We start from the raw sequence: 22,158 nt of genomic DNA on the forward strand, positions 1-22,158 counted from the left end.
TTTTTAAAACGCTGTTCCCACCATACGTGGTTTCTGCGGCAATGCCCGTTCGGTCGATCACACGGAGGGAAAAACGCGCCTTAATCGGTTGCCTTTAAATAGCACTAGCCAGCGCTCAAAAAACCGCTATATAATTTTATATATAACGAATTGGGAGGGGATGATGGATAACCATTTTGGTAAAGGACTCATTGCGGGAATGAAGGCACCTTACGCCGACAGCGCGCAGAAGGTCCTCGGCTTTTGTACTGACTATAAGCGCGGCTTTGTGCTGGGTTTTTCGCACCGTATGTTCGAAAAAACCGGTGACCGGCAGTTAAGCGCATGGGAGGCGGGGGTTTTGACGCGGCGCTACGGGCTGGATAAAGAGATGGTGATGGATTTCTTCAGAGAGCACGACTCCAGTACCACCGTTCGCTACTTTATGGCTGGATACCGGCTGGAAGGGCAGTAATTCCGGGTGCAAGCACCCGGAATTAGATGATTACTACTGACGCTTATCTTCAGTCAGGGTATCAAAATCGCTGGCAGCGTGACGCTCGTGCAACTGCTGATCCAGCGGGCCGTTGGTGCGGTTGACAATACGCCCGCGCTTCACGCCTGGACGGCTGGCGATATCCTGCGCCCAGCGCACCACGTTTTTGTAGCTTTGCGCATCGAGGAATTCGGCCGCGCCATAAACGTCACCCAGCACCACGTTGCCGTACCATGGCCAGATAGCTATATCGGCAATGGTGTATTCCTCGCCCGCCACGTAACGGCTGCGCGCCAGCTGTTTATCCAGTACGTCAAGCTGGCGTTTGGCTTCCATCGTAAAGCGGTTAATTGCGTATTCGATTTTTACCGGCGCATAGTTATAGAAGTGACCGAAGCCGCCGCCAAGGAACGGCGCAGAACCCTGAAGCCAGAATAGCCAGTTCAGCGTTTCCGTCCGACCGGCCGGATCTTTTGGCAGGAAGTGACCATATTTCTCCGCCAGATACAGCAGAATACTGCCGGACTCAAATACGCGTGTCGGCGGGGTGGTTGAGTGGTCGCTCAGCGCCGGGATTTTTGAATTCGGATTCACTTCGACAAAGCCGCTGGAGAACTGATCGCCCTCGCCAATGCGAATCAACCAGGCATCGTACTCCGCTTCGCTCACGCCGAGCGCCAACAACTCTTCGAGCATAATCGTCACTTTCTGGCCGTTCGGCGTGCCCAGCGAATAAAGCTGGAGCGGATGATGGCCGACCGGCAGCGCCTGTTCATGGGTTGCGCCGGAGATAGGGCGGTTGATATTGGCGAATGCGCCACCGCTGCTTTGCGTCCACTCCCAGACTTTGGGAGGCTGATAGGTGTTCTCTGACATAATCGCTCGCCTTATTTTTTGATGATGTGTTGAGGTAGTGAAGTGTAGCAGTCTCAGTCAAATATCCGTGCGGCCCACACGCTAACGTCATCGCCACTGCTCAAATCGGGCTGCACCAGGCCGTTAACCATAAAGGTTGGGGAAACGTGTACGCCGTTTTGTCGCGCATAGCGGGCGTGCCATTTAATCTCTTTTTGCAGCGTGGGCTGGGCAAATGCATCGGCTAACTGCACGCCGCTGTAGCGCTCAATACGCTCGAGAATGTCCTGCGGCGTGGCCTGCATATTCGGGCCGCTGCAATGGTCGGTAAACTCGAACTCTTCGCGATGATCCGCCACCGCTTGCATCACTTTATGCGCCGCGGCTTTGCCCTCCGGCAGCGTAGAGGCGGCGAGGATGCAGCGAACGATCACCCCGGAAAACAGATGCCACGGCTGCGACTGCAAACGAATTTTGACACTGACTTTGTCTTCGCCTGCCAGCGCCAGCAGCGCGTCAAGCTTATTGAAAGTCTTAACGGAAAACGGACAGGTGGGTTCAAGAAACACTTCGAATGTACGTTCGCCGTTGCCCCAGACCAGCGGTTGTGCCTGTAAACTCATGTGGACTCCTGATGTCATCAATGTGCATTTTTCGGATGATTATTTTTCCCGTCGATAGGTCATCCTCGCATACACGGGTGTATGATTAATCCACTTTTGTGGAATTAATTTCAACGTACGGGTGAGAAAACCGCACGGTATGTTTGAGGAAGATTCATGAGCACGGGAAGTACCAATAGTGACGCCCCCTTTGGCACGTTGTTGGGGTATGCGCCGGGTGGCGTAGCAATTTACTCTTCAGATTACAGTAGCTTAAAACCAGGTGACATGCCTGATGACGCATCGTTTCGTAGCTATATCGACAACGAATACATGGGCCACAAGTGGCAATGCGTCGAGTTTGCTCGCCGCTTCCTGTTTATCACCTACGGATTTGTTTTCACCGATGTCGGCATGGCCTACGAGATTTTCTCGCTGCGCTATCTGCGTCAGGTGGTGAACGACGCCATTCTCCCGCTCCAGGCATTTGCTAACGGTTCACGCCGCCCGCCGCTCGTCGGCTCGCTGCTTATCTGGCAGAAGGGCGGTGAGTTTAACGAAACCGGACATGTTGCGGTCATCACCCAACTGCTTGGCAACAAAGTCCGTATCGCAGAACAAAACGTACTGCACTCCCCGCTGCCCGCAGGCCAACAGTGGACGCGCGAGCTGACCCTTGAGGTCAACGACGGTCACTATATTTTGCACGACACTTTTGATGACACCACCATTCTTGGCTGGATGATCCAGACTGACGATGGTCGTTATAGCCTGCCGCAACCCGCTATTGCCGGGGAAGCGCTGAAGCTTGGCAGTGCGCGTCTGGAGAATCACGGCCAGTTCGATGGCAAGTGGCTGGATGAGCGCGATTCGCTGCAAAAAGCCTATGCCGATGCCAACGGTCATGTGATCAATCGCGACCCGTATCAGTATTTCACCATGACCGAAAGTGCGGAGCAGGAGCTGATTAAAGCCACCAACGAGATGCATCTGATGTATCTCCACGCCACCGACAAAGTCATGCGAGACGACAACTTACTGGCGTTGTTCGACATCCCCAAAATCCTCTGGCCGCGTCTACGTTTGTCCTGGCAGCGTCGCCGCCACGACATGATTACCGGGCGCATGGATTTCTGCATGGATGAGCGCGGACTGAAGGTTTATGAGTACAACGCCGACTCTGCTTCTTGTCATACGGAAGGGGGGCTGATCCTCGAACAGTGGTTGAAAACCGGCTATCACGGCGACGGTCATAACCCGGCGGAAGATTTGCTCAGTGAGCTGGTGGGCGCATGGAAACACAGCCTGGCAAGACCGTTCGTGCACATCATGCAAGACAACGATCTGGAAGAGAATTACCACTCTCAATTTATGCAGCGTGCGCTAACCCAGGCGGGCTTTGAGAGCAAAATTCTCTATGGTCTGGACGAACTGCGTTGGGATGCTGCCGGTCAGTTGATTGATGGCGACGGGCGTCTGGTGAACTGCGTGTGGAAAACCTGGGCGTGGGAAACGGCGATTGAACAGGTACGTGAAGTCAGCGAAGACGAATATGCGGCGGTGCCGATTCGTACCGGTCATCCCGATAACGAAGTGCGACTGATTGACGTATTGCTGCGCCCAGAGGTGATGGTCTTTGAACCGCTGTGGACGGTGATCCCGGGCAACAAAGCGATTCTGCCGGTGCTGTGGTCGTTGTTCCCGAACCACCCGTACCTGCTGGATACCGATTTTGAAGTCAGCGAGCATCTGGCGAAAACAGGTTATGCCGTTAAGCCAATTTCCGGGCGCTGCGGCAGCAATATCGATCTGGTGAGTGGTCACGATCAACTGCTCACTCAAACCAGCGGTAAGTTTGTTGACCGAAAAAATATTTACCAGCAACTTTGGTGCTTGCCAAACGTGGCAGGAAAATATATTCAGGTATGTACATTTACCGTTGGCGGTAACTATGGCGGCACCTGCCTGCGGGGCGATGACTCTCTGGTGATTAAAAAAGAGAGCGATATCGAACCGCTGATCGTCATAAAAGATAACGAATAACTGTTTGTAGGCCGGATGGCGGCTTCGCCTTATCCGGCCTACGTAAAATATGCAGTCTGCAACAAACACAACAACAAGACAGAAAAGGAAAATACTATGCACGACAGGCGACTCGCCGTCCGCGCGGGTGAACTTAAGCCCTCCGCCGTTCGCGAACTTTTAAAGCACAGTAAATTGCCCGGCGTGATTTCTCTGGGTGGCGGTATTCCAGCCCCGGAGCTTTTTGATACCGAAGGGCTGGAGCTGGCGGTGCAGAAGGTGATGAGCGAGCGTTTCAACGATGCGTTCCAGTACGGTTTGACCGAAGGCTACCCGCCGCTGCGTCAGGCCGTCAGTGAGCTGTGTCAGGCGCGCGGTGTTGCTTGTCAGGCAAGCCATGTGTACATAACCTCAGGCTCTCAGCAGTCTTTGGATATTGTTGCGCGCACGCTGCTCGATCCGGGCGATGCTATCGTGGTTGAGCGTCCGACCTATCTGGCGGCATTACAGGTTTTCCAGTTGGCGCAGGCCAATATCCTCAGCGTTGATACCGATGAGAATGGCATGCTGGTGGAGCAGCTTGCTGAGCTGCTGGCAACGACGACCGTCAAAGCCGTTTACCTGGTGCCAACCTTTGGTAACCCAGGCGGTAAAATTCTCAGTGATGACCGCCGACGCCGTCTGGTTGAGTTGGCGAAGCAGCATGATTTTGTGATCATCGAAGATGACCCGTACGGTGAAATCAGCTTTACCGATGACGTACAGCGCCCGCTGTATCAGCACGCCGTTGAGTTGGGCTGTGAAGATCAGGTGGTCTACACTTCTACTTTCTCAAAAATCCTCGCCCCGGGTATGCGTATTGGCTGGATAGTCATGCCGGACTGGCTGGCGCAGCAGACGGTGATCGTCAAGCAAGCTGCCGATCTGCATACCAATATGCTGTCGCAGGTGATTACGGCGGAATATCTGGCGATGAATCGCCTTGAGAACCAGATTGCGCTTATTCGCGAAGATTACCGTAGGAAGTGCAATGCGCTGGCCGATGCGCTGGAAAGTCGTCTGGGTGAGCATCTGGAGTTTAGTCGTCCAAAAGGCGGGATGTTCCTGTGGGCGCGCTTCCGCTATCCGTTCGATACCATGGCATGGATGAAAAAGACGCTAGAGAATGGCGTGGTGTACGTGCCGGGTGAAGCGTTCTATAACGATAATCCGGATACCCGCACGCTGCGTTTATCTTACTCTACCGTGTCGCAAGAAGGGTTAATGACCGCCGTGGAACGCCTGGCAAAGTCACTGTAATCTTTCATGTTCCGCGCCATTCCCTGGCGCGGAACGCTCCCTGAGTTTTATTCCGGGTCAGCAATTCTATCGTCAAGCCAGACAAACATCAGCGACGCCAGAAAGACGGCGGCGAGGGTGCCAATAAATAACCACATAAAAATTCCTCAGCCTATTTTTCTTATTATTGTGCTGTTCACTAACGTGTTCGATTTGTTCATCGTCGACACCACAGGGTCCAGTTAAAAATCAGACAAGAAAATAAAAGGTTGTTCGCATCAGTTCAACCCCAATTTTTTTGTGGGGGAGTCTGCTTTATGCCACCTGAAGGGCGCTATTCCCTAACCCATTGAGCGTAGAAGCCGCGTACCTCGTGAAGAGGAAATCATTAGGCCTCGGAAATTGCTACCGTATTCACCATTGAAATTGCGTACAGAATAAGCGGTAAAAATGAATAATGGTGTTCCAGGTATAAGCGGCTATCAAGGGCCTGCGGGTGGATGGGGTGCGGTCAAAGCAGTGACGGCATCGGTATTTTCACAAAAGGCCGTTGCGCGCGATATTATCGCCATGTTCAGGATGAACCAGGTAAAAGGCTTTGACTGCCCAGGCTGCGCGTGGCCTGACCCCAGTCACCGTACGCCGATGGAACTGTGCGAAAACGGCGTGAAAGCGGTCTCCTGGGAAACCACCAGTAAGAAAGCTTCACCGGCGTTTTTCCGTCAGCATACGGTGGCTGAACTGTGGAATTACAGTGATTATGCGCTGGAAAATATTGGCCGCCTGACGCATCCAATGAAATATGACCGGGCGAGCGATACCTGGCAGGCCGTGGAATGGCAGGTCGCATTTGCTGAAATCGGCGAGCGTCTGCGCAGCTATGATTCCCCGGAACGAGTAGAGTTTTATACCTCCGGACGTACCTCCAATGAAGCCGCGTTCCTTTATCAGCTGTTTGCCCGTGAATATGGCAGCAGCAACTTCCCCGACTGCTCCAATATGTGTCATGGGCCAACCAGCGCCGGACTGACTCAGGCGATTGGTATGGGTAAAGGCACCGTTGAGTTAGAGGATTTTGAGCACTGCGATCTGGTGATTTGCATCGGGCATAATCCAGGAACAAACCATCCACGCATGCTGACCACGCTGCGTGAAGTGGCACAGCGCGGCGCGCGTATCATCTCCATCAACCCGCTGGCGGAGAGAGGGCTTGAACGCTTTAGCTTCCCGCAAAGCCCAACCGATATGCTTAAAGGGCAGTCCACCGTTCTTAGCCATGACTATTACCAGGTCAAAATGGGCGGCGACGCGTCACTGCTCAAAGGGGTGATGAAAGCGCTGATTGAAATGGACGAAGCCAGAATCTTGCTTGGCCAGGAACCGTGCCTCGACCGCGCGTTTCTGGCTGAGCATACCCATGGCTATCAGGAACTGTATGACTCCCTGCATCGTTGCAGTTGGTCGGATCTGGAGCAAGACTCCGGCCTGACGCGCAGCCAGATGGAAGATCTAGCCTACCGTTACGATAAATCCAACTCCACCATCATTTGCTATGGTCTGGGGATCACCCAGCATAAAAACGGTACCGAGAACGTTCAGCAACTGGTGAACCTGCTACTGCTGAAAGGCAACATGGGTAAGCCTGGTGCCGGTATCTGCCCGCTGCGAGGCCACTCTAACGTGCAGGGCGACCGCTCAGTGGGGATTAACGAAGCAGCATCCGAAGAGTTTTTGCTGCGTCTTGAAGCCCGCTTTAATATCAGTGTGTCGCGCAAGCATGGTCGTTCAAGCGTGGAGAGTATTCGTGCCATCGAACGTGAAGAGGCGAAAGCGCTTATCTGCATGGGCGGTAACCTCGCGGTAGCGATGCCGCAGCCGCAGCGCACCTTTGAAGCGATGAAAAAGCTAGATTTGCAGGTGCACGTTGCGACCAAACTTAACCGCTCGCATTTGTTATTAGCAGAGCACAACTACCTGCTGCCAGCGCTGGGCAGAACGGAACGCGATATGCAGGCGACGGGCATTCAGTCGGTGACCGTTGAAGATTCTATGTCGATGGTACACGCCTCCTGCGGTGCGCTGAAACCGGCATCGGACTGGCTTAAGTCTGAACCGTCGATTGTTGCCGAACTGGCCCGTGCGACCTTGCCAGATTCCCCGGTGAACTGGGAAATGATGACGGCCAATTACGATCTTATTCGTGATGCGATTGCCGATGTGGTGCCCGCTTTTGCCCATTACAACGCGCGCATTGCTGAACCTGGCGGTTTCCGCATGGATACACCTGCATCGCGTCGCGAGTGGCGAACCAAGACGGGTAAGGCGAACTTTGTTGTGTGCCATCAACATGCCGTTGAACGAGATAAACAGCCTGCAGATGCGCTGGTGCTGGCAACGCTGCGTAGCCACGATCAGTACAACACCACGATTTATGGCATGAACGATCGCTACCGCGGTATTACTGGACGCCGTGATGTGGTGTTCCTGAGCAGGGCAGAAACCGAGGCGCGTGGCCTGGTAGAAGGGGATGTCATTAACATTCAAGCCCTGGATGATGATGGTCAACCTAGCGCAAGTCGTGTGATGTATGGGCTGACGGTGGTGGTTTACAGTATGGCGGAGGGCTCCATTGGTGCCTATCTGCCGGAAGCGAATGTGCTGCTGTCTCTGGATTCGGTAGACACGCAAAGCCTGACGCCTGCCTATAAAAGCGCACCGGTCATTATCCGCAAAGCCTAATCCTGCCGTTTCGCCTGCGGGTGGATCCTGAAAGAGGATCCGCCTGTAGCGCACATCTATCAAGCTGTCTGCGGCTTCCGAAGCTCCATCTTCCGTAATTACATTTGATAATGAGATTTATTATCAAAAACGGTTTGCAGATGAAATTTAAAGATGTATATTAAATGCATCTTTTAGAGCGGAGGTCGATATGAGCCATCAAAGAATTCCCAAAAACTGGACAATCAAACGTTCAACCCCATTTTTCACCAAAGAAAACGTCCCAGCCGCGCTGCTGAGTCACCATAACACCGCCGCCAATGTTTTTGGCCAGCTGTGCGTCATGGAAGGAACTGTGACTTATTACGGATTTGCCGATGAGCATGCCGTAGAGCCGGAAGTGAAAGTGGTGATAAACGCGGGCAATTTTGCCACCAGTCCACCACAGTACTGGCACCGTATTGAGATGACCGACGATGCGCAGTTCAACATTAATTTCTGGGCTGACCCGGCCTTCTCCGGTGATGAAGTCTACAGCGCGAAAAAAGCCTAAGCCCCGCGCTCCCTTATCCGCTGATAGGGGAGCCTCTCCCGATAGTGTGAAAATGCCATGTTCAATTTCTTCAGACACGTTCCCACCCTGGTTGACTACGGCGAGCGCGAGCTTTGCGCTGAGCCGTCATTACTGCATTTTGCCGAATACCAGGAATATCTCGCCTGTGAGGTGCCCTCAAGCCCGCTAACCCAAGGCGAATACTCCGCGAAGAGCGAGACAGTTAACTAATTTATTCATAGGGATATTGCCATGAAAATCGTGTCTATTGAGGCTAACATTGCCGCCGGGAAAACCACGTTGCTTGAACCACTGGCCGCATCGTTATCAGCCCGTACTGGGGTTAACTGGAGCGTCTTAAAAGAACCGGTTGATGAAGACCCGGTATTTTTGGAGCTGCTACAGGTGTTTGTTGAAAACCCGACCGACGCCGATGCCAGGGTGGCTTTCCAGCTCTATATCACCCATTGCCGACAGGCGCTTTTAAAGGCGATCCCTGACGGTAACTATGTTATTGAACGGTCATTGTTCAGCGATATTGTTTTCTGCCACGTCAATTTTCTGATGACAGAACAGCCGTCGGCCAGGTATATGTCCTACTTTTATCAGATTAAGGATTACCTGAAGAGCTATCCGCAGATCGATCTGGTGGTCTATATCGACCGGGACGTGGAGTCTTGCTATGACGCCTGCATGGCACGTGGCCGGGCGGGTGAAAGTCAGTACACGCGAGAATATTTTGAGGACGTTAAGGCATTCCATGACGCCTGCTTGCCACAGATCGCGCGACAGTACGGCTCAAAGCTACTGACGTGCCGGGTTGAGTCGGGATTCGCCTGCCCGCAAACGTTGGCTGATGCGGTTCTGCTGAGTCTCGGATAATTCTTGCATTACGTATGCTATAGCGTGTAATGAGGCGCTATTATTTTCCGCTCACTGTTAACGTTTGGTTATCTGGCCCCGGAAATGATCATCATCGGGGCACCTATCCCTTACTTTGCCTCCCTCAATTATTTTTTACCCGTGCCTGGCTGAAGGGCTAAAACCAATCCTCCTACCTTTCATTAAGTATTACCCTTAAAAAGACGTTACCTATAAATGATTATTATTCAAGGGAAATTTCATCACGATCAATTCTTGAATTTATTTATTTGATTTATAAATTGATGTAGATCAATTTAATGATATGTGAAAATTAAGTTAAATTATGAGATTAAGCATGATCTTTACATAACATTACAAATGGTCATGGAACTTTAGCAATACGACGAATTTATTATTTTTAGAATAATCCTAAAACCGGATTGTCTATTTGCTTGATCTGCCTGTTCTTAATAATCAATTGATCGATTAAGGCGATCTATATTCATAAAACTAATAGATGATAACTATCAATAGTAATTAATTGATCGTTTTTGACGATATATATCGGCTGCGTATATAATTAATCCGAATTCAGACAGTTGGTCTTTAGCACTAGGAAACATGGGAATTAGATAAAGAAAACCGGACCTGGACGTTGGGGTAATATATGAGGAAGTGTATTATCTCGGATAACAGTTTTTTCCTGTTGGCGTTGCAAGATGATGAAGTTATCCAGGATAGGAATGTAGCAACGATTCATTCCTGGCAATTGAAGTCGAAGTGTTACTTACGAACATCTGTCAGTGATGTGATTGTTCTTTATATTTCTGACGTTGTTGAAAGGCACCGGATACTGAGTTTGTTAGCTTCACCTGATTCTCACTGCCGGATTATACTATTATCCAAGATGGAAGTATCTTCTGGATATGCTTTTGAAGGACCTTTTCCATGGCTTGTTCATGAAAAGATAGGCTTTGCTGAGCTGTACGCCTGCATGAGAAAGGCCAGTAAATCTATTTTTAATCAGCGAGAGTTTTCTGACCGAGAGCTCACCGTCTTTCGCTATCTCTGCGAGGGATATTCTGTATCGCAAATAAATGAAATGGCAGGGTTCAACGAAAAGCATATTTATTATTTAATGCAAAAAACAAAAAGATGTTTGGGCTGCGAGGAAATAACGCAGTCGCAATGTCATTTTATCAGGATATTTCCAAATTAAATCGGAGATGGTGAACACTATTGTCTGATGCCCTGTGATTTATCCACGGGTGACCATTGTGTTTTTGTCAGGACTGTTCGAGTACGCCAGATAACGTATCTGGCGGCTGTGATTAATATCGTTTTTAACAAAGTGAGAATAGTTTCTCAATTAATAAGGAGTAAGTTTTATGGGAATTAATAAAGTTGCGTTAATCGTTATTTCAGCACTGTCCATGACGTCTGCAGCAGCGCTGGCGGCTGATACCACCACGGTTAACGGCGGTACTGTTCATTTTAAAGGTGAAGTTGTGAATGCCGCCTGTGCGGTTGACGCAGGTTCAGTAGAGCAGACCGTACAGATGGGTCAGGTTCGTTCAGCAAAACTGGCAACGGCTGGCAGCACTAGCTCAAACGTCGGTTTCAACATCCAGCTGGATGATTGTGATACCACCGTGGCAACTAAAGCATCCGTTGCGTTCTCCGGTACCGCAATTGATACCACCAACAACACCGTGCTGGCACTGCAAAGTTCTGCTGCAGGTAGCGCAACTAACGTTGGCGTACAGATCCTCGATAACAAAGGTACTCCGCTGGCACTTGATGGCGCAACCTTCAGCGCAGCAACGACCCTGAACGATGGCACCAACATCATTCCATTCCAGGCTCGTTACTTTGCAACTGGCGCAGCAACTGCAGGTACTGCAAACGCTGACGCGACCTTTAAAGTTCAGTACGAATAATAGCGCTGGCAAGGACGCCGCATGAGCCAGGATGGCTCGTTATCCGCGATGGAACTGAGGTGATAACAATGCAAAGGGTCACACCGGGGCTGATGTTGCTACTACCGACAATCGCACTGGCGGGGAATCATTGGAATGTCACCACGCCTGGCGGAAATATGCGATTTCAGGGCGAGATTATCGCCGAGGCCTGCAGCGTAGACGCAGGCGATCGTTTAATGACGGTCAATATGGGGCAAATCAGTAGCCATCGATTTCATGCAGCAGGAGAGGATGCAAGCCCGGTGGCTTTTACCATTCATCTTCTGGACTGCGACACAACGGTCAGTCAACGCGTGGGCGTGACCTTTAACGGCGTGGCCGATGGGAAAGATCCCGACGTCCTCTCCGTGGGGGAAGGGGCAGGGATCGCCACGGGGATAGGTGTCGCATTATTTAATAGCGATGGCAGCCTGATCCCTTTAAATCGCGAGCCGGTGAGCTGGACACGTCTTTATGACGGCCCCACTACGCTGCATTTCGTCGCGAAATACCGCTCCACTGACCGTCAGGTCACCGGTGGTACGGCCAACGCTCAGGCGTGGTTTTCGTTGACCTATCTATAAGCAATGCATCCGCAGACAGACCGAATACAGGATATGACGGTGAGTACAACAAGGGCAAAGATGAACAACACACGGACAAAAATACGCGGCTTGCTAGCCTGCGTTCTGATGATTGCGACTATTGGCATGATGCCTGCTGCGCAAGCGGGTGTTGCGCTGGGCGCGACTCGCGTTATTTATCCTGAAGGGCAAAAGCAGGTTCAGCTGGGCGTCACGAACAATGACGACAGCAGTACTTATCTCATTCAGTCATGGGTGGAAAATGCCGATGGCGTTAAAGACGGTCGCTTTGTGGTGACGCCGCCGCTTTTTGCGATGCAGGGTAAAAAAGAGAACACCTTACGCATTCTTGATGCGACCAATAACCAGTTGCCGAAAGACCGGGAAAGCCTGTTCTGGATGAACGTAAAAGCCATTCCCTCAATGGATAAATCAAAGCTCGGCGACAACACGTTACAGCTGGCGATTATCAGCCGTATCAAGCTGTACTACCGTCCGGCTAAGCTGGCGCTGTCTTCTGACCAGGCCGCTGAAAAACTCACATTTCGCCGTAGCGCGGGCACATTAACGCTCGTCAACCCAACGCCTTACTACCTGACGGTGACCGAACTCAATGCCGGTACGCGGGTGCTGGACAATGCGCTGGTTCCGCCAATGGGTGAAGTTAACGTCAAATTACCTGCCGATGCGGGTAGCGAGATTACCTACAAGACCATTAATGATTATGGCGCGCTCACCCCTCGTATGAAAGGCGCTGTGCAATAGGGAACGGGGAAGCCAATACACCCCTGGATAAAATAAGAACTGACAGCCGGGCGATGTCGAACCGGAGGGACTATGTCATATCTGAAATTGGGACTCGACCGTTTGGAGTCCCTGCGTATGCGGCACTCAGTACCACGTTCGACGGGCGTATTTTCGCCCGTCCTGCTTGTCTGTTTACTGGCGCCATCCACATTTCCTGTACACGCCGAACTCTATTTTAACCCCCGTTTCCTGGCTGATGATCCAGCCGCGGTGGCGGATCTTTCTGGTTTTGAAAAGGGGCAGGAATTGCCGCCGGGCACCTATCGGGTGGATATCTACCTGAATGACGGCTACATGACCACCCGCGACGTCTCCTTCAGTGCGGGTGAAAACGGTCAAGGATTGATGCCATGCCTGACGCGCGGACAGCTCGCCAGTATGGGGCTTAACACCGCCGCCATCGGCGGAATGAATGCGCTGGCATCGGATGCGTGTGTCCCGATCCGGGAAATGATTAAGGATGCGACTCTCCGGCTGGATGTCGGTCAGCAGCGGCTGTATATCACGATCCCGCAAGCCTTTATGGGCAATCAGGCGCGTGGCTATATTCCACCTGAAATGTGGGATCACGGTATTAATGCGGGCCTCCTGAACTACAACTTCACCGGTAACAATGTGCAGAATAGCACCGGTGGCAGTAGCCAATATGCCTATTTGAACCTGCAAAGCGGGCTAAATCTGGGTGCGTGGCGTTTACGCGACAATACTACCTGGAGCTACAGCAGCGGGGGCGGTTCCTCAAGTAATGAAAACAAATGGCAGCACGTTAACACCTGGCTTGAGCGTGATATCACGCCATTGCGCTCGCGTCTGACGCTGGGCGACAGCTACACCAATGGCGACATTTTTGACGGTATTAACTTCCGTGGCGCGCAGCTTGCTTCCGATGACAATATGCTGCCGGACAGCCAGAAAGGCTTTGCGCCGGTGATCCACGGTATTGCCAAAGGGACGGCGCAGGTATCGGTCAAACAAAACGGTTATGAGATCTATCACAGCACGGTGCCGCCTGGACCATTCACCATTAATGATCTCTATTCCGCAGGTAACGGCGGCGATCTCCAGGTCACCATTAAAGAAGTGGACGGCAGCAGCCAGAATTTCACCGTGCCTTACTCCTCGGTGCCAGTACTGCAACGTGAGGGCCATACTCGCTATGCACTTACTGCCGGTGAGTACCGCAGCGGTAACGATCAGCAAGAAGAACCTTCATTCTTCCAAAGCACCTTACTGCACGGGCTTCCGGCGGGCTGGACGCTTTACGGCGGTACGCAACTGGCGGATCGCTACCGCGCCTTCAACTTGGGCGTGGGGAAAAATATGGGCGATTTTGGCGCGCTTTCCGTCGACGTCACCCAGGCCAACGCCACGCTGCCTGATGACAGTAAGCACCAGGGGCAATCGGTGCGTTTTCTGTATAACAAATCGCTGAGCGAGCTGGGTACCAACATCCAGTTGGTGGGCTATCGCTACTCCACGCGCGGTTATTTCAGCTTTGCGGACACCACCTACAGCCGGATGAGCGGCTATAACGTGGAAACCCAGGATGGGGTGATTCAGGTTGAGCCGAAATTCACTGACTACTACAACCTGGCCTACAGCAAGCGCGGCAGAATGCAGGTCAGCGTGACGCAACAGTTAGGTCGTACCGCCACCCTGTATGTTAGCGGCAGCCACCAAACCTACTGGAACAGCGGCAGCGCCGACGAACAACTCCAGGTGGGGCTAAACACCGCGGTTGATGATATCAACTGGACGGTCAGCTACAGCCTGACCAAAAACGCCTGGCAGGAAGGGCGCGATCAGATGCTGGCGGTTAACGTGAATATTCCGTTTAGCCACTGGCTGCGTTCCGATAATACCTCCGTCTGGCGTCATGCGAGCGCAAGTTACAGCGCTTCCAATGACCTTAAGGGCCGGATGACCAATCTGGCGGGGCTGTACGGCACGTTGCTCGATGACAACAACCTGAGCTATAGCGTACAGACCGGTTATGCGGGCGGCGGAGAAGGCAATAACGGCGGCACGGGCTATGCCGCGCTCAACTATCGTGGCGACTACGGTAATGCCAATGCCGGTTACAGCCACAGTGACAACATGAAGCAATTCTATTACGGAATGAGCGGCGGCGTGCTGGCGCATGCCAACGGTATCACGCTGGGGCAACCGCTCAACGATACGGTGGTACTGGTGAAAGCGCCGGGTGCTGAAGGCACGAAAGTGGAAAACCAAACCGGCGTGCGGACCGACTGGCGCGGGTATGCCGTGCTGCCTTACGCCACGGAATACCGGGAAAACCGAGTCGCTCTGGATACCAATTCGCTAGCCGACAATGTCGATCTGGATGATGCGGTGGTCAGCGTCGTGCCGACGCACGGTGCGATTGTCCGTGCGGAGTTCAAAGCGCATGTCGGGATGAAATTACTGATGACGCTCACCCACAACGGCAAACCGGTACCGTTTGGCGCGATGGTCACTTCTGACGATAACCAGAGCGGCAGCATCGTGGCGGATAACGGTCAGGTCTACCTGAGCGGTATGCCGCTGTCGGGCACCGTGCGGGTGAAATGGGGAGAGGGTGAGGACGCAAGCTGCACGGCTAACTACCGCTTGCCTGAAGAGAACGCGAAACAGCTGCTGACCCAGCTATCGGCCCAGTGCCGCTAAGGATTGAGAATGATGAAACTCTTTTATCTGCTGGTGGCGCTCGTTGCGCTGGTGGCCGCTAATGCCTCGGCGGCGGACAGTACCATCACCATCAGCGGCTACGTCAGGGACAACGGCTGCGCCGTGGCGGGGGAATCGAAAGATTTCACCGTCGACCTGATGGATAACGCCTCGAAGCAGTTCAGCAGCGTAGGGGCGACGACGCCTTCCGTACCGTTTCGTATCGTCCTCTCGCCGTGCGGGGGATCGGTTACGGCGGTGAAGGTCGGCTTTGTCGGTGTCGGTAACAGCGATAACACCAGTCTGTTAAAGCTTGATAGCGGCGTATCAGCGGCGGATGGTATGGGGATCCAGATCCTCAACGGCCAGCAGACCTCGTTGCCGCTGAATGCCGTGTCGTCCGCCATTCCCTGGACCACGTTGACCCCCGGCCAGACTAACGTGCTGAATTTTTATGCCCGCCTGATGGCAACACAGGTTCCGGTTACGCCGGGCCATGTCCGGGCGACGGCAACATTTACCCTTGAATTTCAGTAATCGGAGATTCTGATGAAACCGACCTGCACTGGATGGCTACTGGCGATAATGCTGGCCGTTCTCTCCCCCGTTTTACAGGCCGCAGATGTAACCATTACCGTCAACGGTAAGGTGGTTGCCAAACCCTGTACGGTGTCCACCGTGAATGCGGCGGTGGAGCTGGGCGATCTCTACACCTTCAGCATGATCACTGCCGGATCGTCATCGGCATGGCATACCGTGGGGCTCGATCTGAGTAATTGCCCGGTCGGCACTTCGCGGGTTGTCGCCAGTTTTAGCGGCACGGCTGACAGCACCGGTTATTACAAAAATCAGGGCACCGCTAAAAATATCCAGCTTGAGCTTCAGGATGACAGCGGTAATACCCTTAACACCGGAAGTACCACGACGGTGACGGTAGATGAAGCCTCGCAGGCCGCCCATTTTCCATTGCAGGTCAGAGCCTTGTCGGTGAACGGCGGCGCGACCCAGGGAACCATTCAGGCGGTGATTAACGTCACCTATACCTACGCCTGACCAGGAGAGAATGTTGATGAAAAAAGTGATAACTCTGCTAACCACGCTGCTGCTGATGGGCTGGTCGGTCAACGTCTGGGCGTTTGCCTGTAAAACGGCGGCGGGGGCGACCATCCCGATTGGTGGGGGCAGCGCGAATGTGTATGTGGATCTTGCCCCTGAGGTGAATGTTGGCCAAAACCTGGTGGTCGATCTATCGACACAGATTTTTTGCCACAATGACTACCCGCAGGGTATGACCGACTACGTGACCCTTCAACGCGGATCCGCCTATGGCGACATCTTGTCGAGTTTTAGCGGCGCCGTGAAGTACAACGGTTTGAGCTACCCGTTCCCGACGACTACGGAAACGGCGCGAATGATCTACGATTCGAAAACAAATAAGCCTTGGCCTGCCGCACTCTATCTGACGCCCATCAGCTCAGCGGGGGGTATTGCTATTACCTCTGGGACGCTTATTGCCATTTTAATCCTTCGTCAGACCAACAATAAAAACAATGATGACTATCAGTTCGTGTGGAATATCTACGCCAACAATAACGTGGTCATTCCTACCGGTGGCTGCGATGTGTCCGCGCGAAACGTGACGGTGACGCTGCCGGATTATCCCGGCTCGATAGGGGTTCCACTGACGGTCTATTGTGCGCAGACTCAGAAGTTAGCGTATTACCTTTCAGGAACGACGGCGGATTCGGCCAATTCCATCTTCACCAACACCGCCTCAGCCTCACCGGCACAAGGTATCGGTGTACAGATGATGCGTAACGGTGCTGTTGTGCCAGCCAACAGCACGGTGTCGCTGGGGGCTGTGGGAACGTCAGCGGTCAGCCTGGGATTAACGGCGAACTATGCGCGGACGCAGGGGCAGGTGACGGCGGGGAATGTACAGTCGATTATTGGGGTGACGTTTGTTTATCAGTGATGAAAACCTTTAACGCTTTTCTTTTACGAGGCTAACTCCTGAAAAAATCCCCTTAGGTTTTTTCCTGAAAGCGGCTTGTTGTGCGCTAATATTCGCAGAATTTTCTCCCGGCACTTACAAAATCAGGTGCCGGGATGATCATTCTTATAGTCTCTTGTTGGAGACGTACTGCGTTTTGGTGCTAAGTAATATAGGCTCAAGATTCTCTAGATCGTTACGGTAAGTTGGGTACATTTACTGTTCCGCCCCGACGTGGTGCAGACTACGTTCATACTCATCATATATTATAATGGTGTCATCATAGACCGTTAATCTTGCCGAGTAATCTTTGTTGTTTTTGTATTCTATCTTAATTGTAGATAATTTTGTTTCGATATCTGAGCAACTTTCTTTAATAGCACCCTCAACAATGCTGTAAGTTATTTTATCTAAGCGTGGATCAAAGTTACTTACCCACCCCTCACAAGCCTCTGCAGTCTCAAAAAAGTCCTGTAGATCTTGCGGCATTTTACTGATGATAATTTTGTCTTCATCTTTTGCAAATAATGAACTGAAGTGGAAAGTAAATAATGCCATTAAAACCATTTTTAATATACATATGTTATTCATCTACTTATCCTAGATAGTGTCTTTTATCCATTGTGTTTGTGACATGTTTATATTGGTTTTACAGTACAATGCAGAAATTGAGGAGCGATACCCTGGAAGGGCTCTATCGCGTTGTGAGGCATACTTGCATTGTTGTTCGCGATAAAGAATAAAAGACCGATGTAGCTCGGGGAATGTGATTCTTGCTATATGAATATAAGGTTCATAATCAATAGAACCATCTTCATCATGCCCTCTCGCGCTTTCTTTATCATATTTCTTCAGTCTTTTTTCTGCACTGGCCTCCTCTTTCTTCAACGCCAGCAAACTCTGCTGATATTTGTCCATAAGACACCAGTAAACTCTATCTTGCTGTATTAGCTGTTCGTGGGAACATTCAGATAATTTTATATCATGCGCGCTGGCGGTATTGCATGTAAATAAAATGAATAGAAGATTTTTTATGTTCATTGATTCATATTCTTAAAAATTATTTCCTTCATTTGCAATAATGATAATATATGTAAGTATTATAGTTTATTGTAGTTTCCTTTATAAGATGACTTGTTATAGTAATATCTGGTAGTCGCTCTCCGGCAACTTTATGCCCTATTTAACAGTTTTATCTTCATAGTCATGATAAAGAAAAGTAGCATCATCTGTCATAGTCAATATTAGTAAGGCCTCATGGTTATTAGTATACTTTATCTTCAGTTTACTGTTCCATGTGTCTAAGTTTGCACAGTATTTATGTATATTTTCTACAGTATCATCCATATCTGAGTTTTTGGTTAATGAAAAGGATAGGTAAATAATACAATAATCAGTATATAAGCTTACTTGACGAACTTCTTTTGGTATTTTAGAAGATAAATAATAATATTCTCCTGGAGTATATGTTTTGGGATATTCAGGTTCATCGCGTGAATATGATAAGTTGCATATAAAAAGCAAAAAGAATAACAGTAAGCGGATCATGATTATTTTATATCCTCTGTATAATCTGGAATATCAGCATGTATTAACTGTTCGGCTCTTTGCCTGTTTAGTTCAGCCATACAGGAATATATGCGAGTAAAACTACCCACACCATTTCCCCATGATTCTGCAAACGAGCACTGAGCAAGACGATAACGAATAAACTCTTGAATAGATTTATCCAGCCTGTAAAGTGCAATCGGGATAGCATCATCCAGTGCTGCACTTTTGACTTCAGACCATTTGTTTATACGAAATCTGATATTATCTTCGGCCTTTCTCAGCGTTATAGTGCTTTCAATGACTTCATTTCTCAGGCAGTCGACAAGTTCCGCCTCTTCCCCTGATTCACAATTTTTCTTACTGAGATAATAAGCATTATTTGCATTTGCTCTATGGATTGAGGAAATGCTAATTATCAACGTGGCTAATGTTAGAAAAATCCGTGTAATACTAATCATTGATTTTATTTCCTGTTGCAGAGGTAAATAATGCATATACATAAGACAATTTTTCTGCATACTTAGAATCTCCTCCGCCGTTATAACTTTTTGCAATAACGTTAGCCGTTATTGGCGATATCCATCCTATTATAGCTCTTTGCATACTACCCTTGCGGTATCGTAATTCTTGGCTATCATGAACTTTACTGGGGTTCACACCAGGATTTTCCCTTATTAAAATATCCATTGTGGTGCCTATTTGATTTGTGTCTTTGACTATATCGGAAAATGTACCATGACCTTTAATAGCAGATACTTTTACAGTATGAGGGGCTTTGTCGTTTGAATCATCTACAGAAATAATATCCGATTTTGACAACCTATTCATTAAATACACAATTGCAGCTCTGATATTCATATGTGGATCTGCTATCAGATTACTTGACGTGATACCTTGCCATGTTGATCCAGAAGGAATAACCAATTTCACCGCCTCCGATCTATTTATTACAACTGGGGCAGCTTTATCTCCCGGAACACCAATGCGTAATGGCTTGTGTTCCCATTCATATTTATGCCCATCTGCATCACCTTCTGTCCATAACATCGCCTTTATCCATAGCCAGTCCAGACGAGTATATGAAGGATATTTTGATAAATGCCTGTTCATTTCAGACATTACTTGAAAAATAAATTTATCATATATATTCCAATTTTCTTTCTTTTCCTTATAGGCATCTTCTCTTATTTTTTTCCATATATTGAGTTTATCAGTATCAGTTAATGATTTCCTTTCAGGTGCATTAGTATTCAGCTTATCCCTCTGAGGTCGCTCAGTTTCAGGAATGCCTTTGTGAATAGAGTCATTTAACGGGCTTTTACTCCTTAATGTCATATGTGCTCCTTGTGTAAAAATTTCATTAAAAGATCCTCTCATCCCATAAGCTGTATGCACTTGTCCCGGCAATGCAGTGCTCCCAGTTGATTGATTCATATATAAAAGAAATACTTTCCTGGGGTTGTGCTTCGCTATCAATTATTACATGCGCAACGGCTAAATTAATATCACTTATTCTGGCGCTTTTTAATTCCATTTTGTAAAATTTTTCATTAATACCAAATCTATTGGTTCGGTAAAAATCAAAAGTACAGGTCAATATCTCATTGTCATTAATTGCTTTTCCTAGCAAAGGAGATGATTTGTCGACAGGTTTTTTAATCGTAACTGAATGATGATTGACATTTTGGTCTCGACTTAACCCATGATTCAGTTCATATACCATAATATTATCAAGGTGCTGTAATTGTGCTTTATTCCCGATAGAGTCAAGTGAACAGCAACCTGCTGAAATCAATCCTTGCTTTTCACCGTTCAGTGTTAAATAGATTAAATTAGCCATGTAAATCTCCTTGAATTAACAATTGTTTTGGATTTTTTGCATTAATTACCGACTCAGGAACTGCATTGTTTTTCAGCAGTAGCCAGCGGCTTAATACGCCATTCAGTTGTTCATTGATCTGTTTTTCCAGGGCTTCCGTGTTCAGCCCCTGGGCCCTGGCATCCTGAAATTGTGTCAGCAGGGATTCCAGCGGTGTTTCCTGATTCAGCAGTCGTTCCGCCTGCCAGGTGACGGTTTTGATATAGGAGAGGGTAAAGCCCTGTTTCTCTGTCTCCCTTTTCATCATCAGATCGGCAAAGTCGCGCAAATTCTGGCGTGCCTGCTGCCAGCCACGCATTTGTGGGCTGCCTTGTGCGCGCGTTTTCAGGATTTCATCCCACTGGGATGTAACCTGCTGCTGTTGGAGACTCTCAGGCCAGCGGCTGTCTGCGGTGCGCACCATTTGCATACCTGTTTCCAGTAGTTGCAGCGGTGAGGCGTCAGGCAACTGTTGCAGCCGTTGTGCGTAACTTTCCAGTTCAGGCGAAGCCAGCCAGAGCGTTGCCGCGCCCTGTGCCGTATCCCTGACCTCTGCCAACTGTTGTTGCATCGGGTACACCTGCCACCACCAGAGTGCGGCAGCGACGGCCGTTGTACAGGCAACTCCCACCATAAATCCTATACTGTTCCAGCCTGACGTGGCGCTGGCTACTGATGCCGTATCCTCCGTGGTGACATGGTGGACTTCCACCGTCATCTCTGGCAGGTCGGGCAGGGGTGGGATGCTTTCCTCCGTGACGGGCTGTTTTCTCTCCGGGGCATATATCAACGTTCTGACGGCGGCTTGTGACGGAGTGCTCACACTGCTTTTCGGCTGTGGTTCAAGTCGTTTACGCGTGTTCTGCACAAAATAAAGCAGGTTTTCTACATGCGGCTGGCGTTTCAGTTCCACCTGCTGGAGTTTGTCGCATATCAACTGCAATGCGCACTCAGTCCGGTATAGCAACGGCAGGTCAGTATCTGAAAAGGATAGTTGCTGGCGCAGAATATTACCGGTCCGGGTATTGAGCCAGTCAAGCATCCCGGTACGGGCTGGTTCATCCTGCGGCCAGAATTTATCCCAGTCGTGACTTATCATTGCCGCCAGCAGCTCCACCCCTTCGCAAAATCCGGGCAGCCCGTGCGTGCGCGTGCGCGCCAGGGTGTAATAGGTGGCCGTGTGTAGATCCACACCGTTGGCTTTAAAAATCGCCAGCGCCAGTGATTCCACCAGTTTCCAGTTCAGTTCTGGCTGCGACGGGTGAGAGGATTTATTGATCTCTTCCCGCAGGGCGCTGAATTCCGGCAGGCCACGAGGATCGCTTCCGGTAATAATAATTTGTGTGAGTATGTCCTTGCTCATTTTAGCC

The 22,158-nt window shown here is 50.2% G+C and carries 24 protein-coding genes; 15 read left to right on the forward strand and 9 right to left on the reverse strand.

Annotated features, from left to right (window positions below; all coding sequences use genetic code 11):
* Positions 1-163: 163 nt before the first annotated feature.
* Positions 164-454, forward strand: a complete 291-nt coding sequence (locus U0026_RS03680; protein ID WP_062776401.1) for a DUF2623 family protein — start codon at positions 164-166, stop codon at positions 452-454.
* 33 nt (positions 455-487) lie between these two features.
* Here U0026_RS03680 and yghU read toward each other — a convergent pair whose 3' ends face one another.
* Positions 488-1,351, reverse strand: a complete 864-nt coding sequence (yghU, locus tag U0026_RS03685) for a glutathione-dependent disulfide-bond oxidoreductase (protein ID WP_062776403.1) — start codon at positions 1,349-1,351, stop codon at positions 488-490.
* A gap of 53 nt (positions 1,352-1,404) precedes the next feature.
* A complete protein-coding gene (locus U0026_RS03690; protein ID WP_373859558.1) occupies positions 1,405-1,953 on the reverse strand; it encodes a DsbA family protein in 549 nt (182 codons plus the stop codon).
* 156 nt (positions 1,954-2,109) lie between these two features.
* Between U0026_RS03690 and gss the strand changes: the two genes are divergently transcribed.
* From gss to U0026_RS03760, 14 genes are all read left to right on the forward strand, one after another.
* Complete coding sequence (gss, locus tag U0026_RS03695) at positions 2,110-3,975, forward strand: bifunctional glutathionylspermidine amidase/synthase (RefSeq protein ID WP_062776406.1); 1,866 nt, start codon at positions 2,110-2,112, stop codon at positions 3,973-3,975.
* A 96-nt stretch (positions 3,976-4,071) separates the two neighbouring features.
* Complete coding sequence (locus tag U0026_RS03700) at positions 4,072-5,253, forward strand: aminotransferase-like domain-containing protein (protein ID WP_062776407.1); 1,182 nt, start codon at positions 4,072-4,074, stop codon at positions 5,251-5,253.
* 429 nt (positions 5,254-5,682) lie between these two features.
* Positions 5,683-7,971 (forward strand): FdhF/YdeP family oxidoreductase, encoded by a 2,289-nt coding sequence (locus tag U0026_RS03705; protein WP_062776408.1) that lies wholly within the window; start codon positions 5,683-5,685, stop codon positions 7,969-7,971.
* 190 nt (positions 7,972-8,161) lie between these two features.
* On the forward strand, positions 8,162-8,503 hold the full coding sequence (locus U0026_RS03710; protein WP_062776410.1) for a DUF1971 domain-containing protein: 342 nt from the start codon (positions 8,162-8,164) through the stop codon (positions 8,501-8,503).
* Between the two features lie 57 nt (positions 8,504-8,560).
* Positions 8,561-8,734 (forward strand): hypothetical protein, encoded by a 174-nt coding sequence (locus U0026_RS03715; RefSeq protein ID WP_153742153.1) that lies wholly within the window; start codon positions 8,561-8,563, stop codon positions 8,732-8,734.
* 21 nt (positions 8,735-8,755) lie between these two features.
* A complete protein-coding gene (locus tag U0026_RS03720; RefSeq protein WP_062776411.1) occupies positions 8,756-9,385 on the forward strand; it encodes a deoxynucleoside kinase in 630 nt (209 codons plus the stop codon).
* 649 nt (positions 9,386-10,034) lie between these two features.
* Positions 10,035-10,586: a helix-turn-helix domain-containing protein gene (locus U0026_RS03725; RefSeq protein WP_062776413.1), complete on the forward strand. Its 552-nt coding sequence runs from the start codon at positions 10,035-10,037 to the stop codon at positions 10,584-10,586.
* A gap of 169 nt (positions 10,587-10,755) precedes the next feature.
* On the forward strand, positions 10,756-11,307 hold the full coding sequence (gene fimA, locus U0026_RS03730) for a type 1 fimbrial major subunit FimA (RefSeq protein ID WP_062776415.1): 552 nt from the start codon (positions 10,756-10,758) through the stop codon (positions 11,305-11,307).
* A gap of 68 nt (positions 11,308-11,375) precedes the next feature.
* Positions 11,376-11,912, forward strand: a complete 537-nt coding sequence (fimI, locus tag U0026_RS03735; protein ID WP_062776417.1) for a type 1 fimbrial minor subunit FimI — start codon at positions 11,376-11,378, stop codon at positions 11,910-11,912.
* A 60-nt stretch (positions 11,913-11,972) separates the two neighbouring features.
* Entirely contained in the window at positions 11,973-12,677 is a 705-nt protein-coding gene (locus tag U0026_RS03740) for a fimbria/pilus periplasmic chaperone (protein WP_062776419.1), read from the forward strand.
* A gap of 72 nt (positions 12,678-12,749) precedes the next feature.
* A complete protein-coding gene (locus U0026_RS03745) occupies positions 12,750-15,386 on the forward strand; it encodes a fimbrial biogenesis usher protein (RefSeq protein WP_062776421.1) in 2,637 nt (878 codons plus the stop codon).
* Positions 15,387-15,395: 9 nt separating this feature from the next.
* Positions 15,396-15,923, forward strand: coding sequence for a type 1 fimbrial adaptor subunit FimF (gene fimF / locus U0026_RS03750; protein ID WP_062776423.1), 528 nt, complete (start codon positions 15,396-15,398; stop codon positions 15,921-15,923).
* Between the two features lie 12 nt (positions 15,924-15,935).
* Positions 15,936-16,439 carry a type 1 fimbrial minor subunit FimG gene (gene fimG / locus U0026_RS03755; protein WP_062776425.1) on the forward strand — a complete coding sequence of 168 codons (504 nt, stop codon included), beginning with the start codon at positions 15,936-15,938 and terminating at the stop codon, positions 16,437-16,439.
* A gap of 16 nt (positions 16,440-16,455) precedes the next feature.
* Positions 16,456-17,361: a fimbrial protein gene (locus U0026_RS03760; protein ID WP_062776464.1), complete on the forward strand. Its 906-nt coding sequence runs from the start codon at positions 16,456-16,458 to the stop codon at positions 17,359-17,361.
* 234 nt (positions 17,362-17,595) lie between these two features.
* Here the strand turns inward: U0026_RS03760 and U0026_RS03765 are convergent, their stop codons facing one another.
* The 7 genes from U0026_RS03765 to U0026_RS03795 all read right to left on the reverse strand — a co-directional run bounded on the left by U0026_RS03765 (position 17,596) and on the right by U0026_RS03795 (position 22,151).
* Positions 17,596-17,970, reverse strand: coding sequence for a hypothetical protein (locus U0026_RS03765; RefSeq protein ID WP_062776427.1), 375 nt, complete (start codon positions 17,968-17,970; stop codon positions 17,596-17,598).
* Between the two features lie 9 nt (positions 17,971-17,979).
* Entirely contained in the window at positions 17,980-18,297 is a 318-nt protein-coding gene (locus U0026_RS03770) for a hypothetical protein (protein WP_255265577.1), read from the reverse strand.
* 261 nt (positions 18,298-18,558) lie between these two features.
* Positions 18,559-18,927: a hypothetical protein gene (locus U0026_RS03775; RefSeq protein ID WP_126440970.1), complete on the reverse strand. Its 369-nt coding sequence runs from the start codon at positions 18,925-18,927 to the stop codon at positions 18,559-18,561.
* A 2-nt stretch (positions 18,928-18,929) separates the two neighbouring features.
* Positions 18,930-19,388, reverse strand: coding sequence for a lysozyme inhibitor LprI family protein (locus tag U0026_RS03780; protein WP_062776431.1), 459 nt, complete (start codon positions 19,386-19,388; stop codon positions 18,930-18,932).
* A complete protein-coding gene (locus U0026_RS03785) occupies positions 19,381-20,265 on the reverse strand; it encodes a hypothetical protein (protein ID WP_082806318.1) in 885 nt (294 codons plus the stop codon). Before U0026_RS03785 ends, U0026_RS03780 begins: the two co-directional genes overlap by 8 nt.
* Positions 20,266-20,290: 25 nt before the next feature.
* Positions 20,291-20,770, reverse strand: coding sequence for an Hcp family type VI secretion system effector (locus tag U0026_RS03790; RefSeq protein WP_062776433.1), 480 nt, complete (start codon positions 20,768-20,770; stop codon positions 20,291-20,293).
* Positions 20,763-22,151 carry a VasL domain-containing protein gene (locus U0026_RS03795; protein ID WP_062776435.1) on the reverse strand — a complete coding sequence of 463 codons (1,389 nt, stop codon included), beginning with the start codon at positions 22,149-22,151 and terminating at the stop codon, positions 20,763-20,765. The genes U0026_RS03790 and U0026_RS03795 overlap by 8 nt, the downstream gene beginning before the upstream one ends.
* Between the last annotated feature and the right edge of the window lie 7 nt (positions 22,152-22,158).

It is taken from the genome of Kluyvera intermedia (assembly GCF_034424175.1).
In the GTDB taxonomy this organism is placed as follows: Bacteria; Pseudomonadota; Gammaproteobacteria; order Enterobacterales; family Enterobacteriaceae; genus Kluyvera; species Kluyvera intermedia.

Coding starts and splice junctions, on each gene's coding strand:
- U0026_RS03770 (WP_255265577.1), bottom strand. CDS start 18,297: ATGGACAAATATCAGCAGAGTTTGCTGGCGTTGAAGAAAGAGGAGGCC.
- U0026_RS03700 (WP_062776407.1), top strand. CDS start 4,072: ATGCACGACAGGCGACTCGCCGTCCGCGCGGGTGAACTTAAGCCCTCC.
- U0026_RS03680 (WP_062776401.1), top strand. CDS start 164: ATGGATAACCATTTTGGTAAAGGACTCATTGCGGGAATGAAGGCACCT.
- U0026_RS03765 (WP_062776427.1), bottom strand. CDS start 17,970: ATGAATAACATATGTATATTAAAAATGGTTTTAATGGCATTATTTACT.
- U0026_RS03740 (WP_062776419.1), top strand. CDS start 11,973: ATGAACAACACACGGACAAAAATACGCGGCTTGCTAGCCTGCGTTCTG.
- fimF (WP_062776423.1), top strand. CDS start 15,396: ATGATGAAACTCTTTTATCTGCTGGTGGCGCTCGTTGCGCTGGTGGCC.
- U0026_RS03705 (WP_062776408.1), top strand. CDS start 5,683: ATGAATAATGGTGTTCCAGGTATAAGCGGCTATCAAGGGCCTGCGGGT.
- U0026_RS03775 (WP_126440970.1), bottom strand. CDS start 18,927: ATGATCCGCTTACTGTTATTCTTTTTGCTTTTTATATGCAACTTATCA.
- U0026_RS03760 (WP_062776464.1), top strand. CDS start 16,456: ATGAAAAAAGTGATAACTCTGCTAACCACGCTGCTGCTGATGGGCTGG.
- U0026_RS03710 (WP_062776410.1), top strand. CDS start 8,162: ATGAGCCATCAAAGAATTCCCAAAAACTGGACAATCAAACGTTCAACC.
- U0026_RS03790 (WP_062776433.1), bottom strand. CDS start 20,770: ATGGCTAATTTAATCTATTTAACACTGAACGGTGAAAAGCAAGGATTG.
- U0026_RS03780 (WP_062776431.1), bottom strand. CDS start 19,388: ATGATTAGTATTACACGGATTTTTCTAACATTAGCCACGTTGATAATT.
- U0026_RS03715 (WP_153742153.1), top strand. CDS start 8,561: ATGTTCAATTTCTTCAGACACGTTCCCACCCTGGTTGACTACGGCGAG.
- U0026_RS03725 (WP_062776413.1), top strand. CDS start 10,035: ATGAGGAAGTGTATTATCTCGGATAACAGTTTTTTCCTGTTGGCGTTG.
- fimI (WP_062776417.1), top strand. CDS start 11,376: ATGCAAAGGGTCACACCGGGGCTGATGTTGCTACTACCGACAATCGCA.
- fimA (WP_062776415.1), top strand. CDS start 10,756: ATGGGAATTAATAAAGTTGCGTTAATCGTTATTTCAGCACTGTCCATG.
- U0026_RS03690 (WP_373859558.1), bottom strand. CDS start 1,953: ATGAGTTTACAGGCACAACCGCTGGTCTGGGGCAACGGCGAACGTACA.
- U0026_RS03720 (WP_062776411.1), top strand. CDS start 8,756: ATGAAAATCGTGTCTATTGAGGCTAACATTGCCGCCGGGAAAACCACG.
- U0026_RS03745 (WP_062776421.1), top strand. CDS start 12,750: ATGTCATATCTGAAATTGGGACTCGACCGTTTGGAGTCCCTGCGTATG.
- fimG (WP_062776425.1), top strand. CDS start 15,936: ATGAAACCGACCTGCACTGGATGGCTACTGGCGATAATGCTGGCCGTT.
- U0026_RS03795 (WP_062776435.1), bottom strand. CDS start 22,151: ATGAGCAAGGACATACTCACACAAATTATTATTACCGGAAGCGATCCT.
- U0026_RS03785 (WP_082806318.1), bottom strand. CDS start 20,265: ATGACATTAAGGAGTAAAAGCCCGTTAAATGACTCTATTCACAAAGGC.
- yghU (WP_062776403.1), bottom strand. CDS start 1,351: ATGTCAGAGAACACCTATCAGCCTCCCAAAGTCTGGGAGTGGACGCAA.
- gss (WP_062776406.1), top strand. CDS start 2,110: ATGAGCACGGGAAGTACCAATAGTGACGCCCCCTTTGGCACGTTGTTG.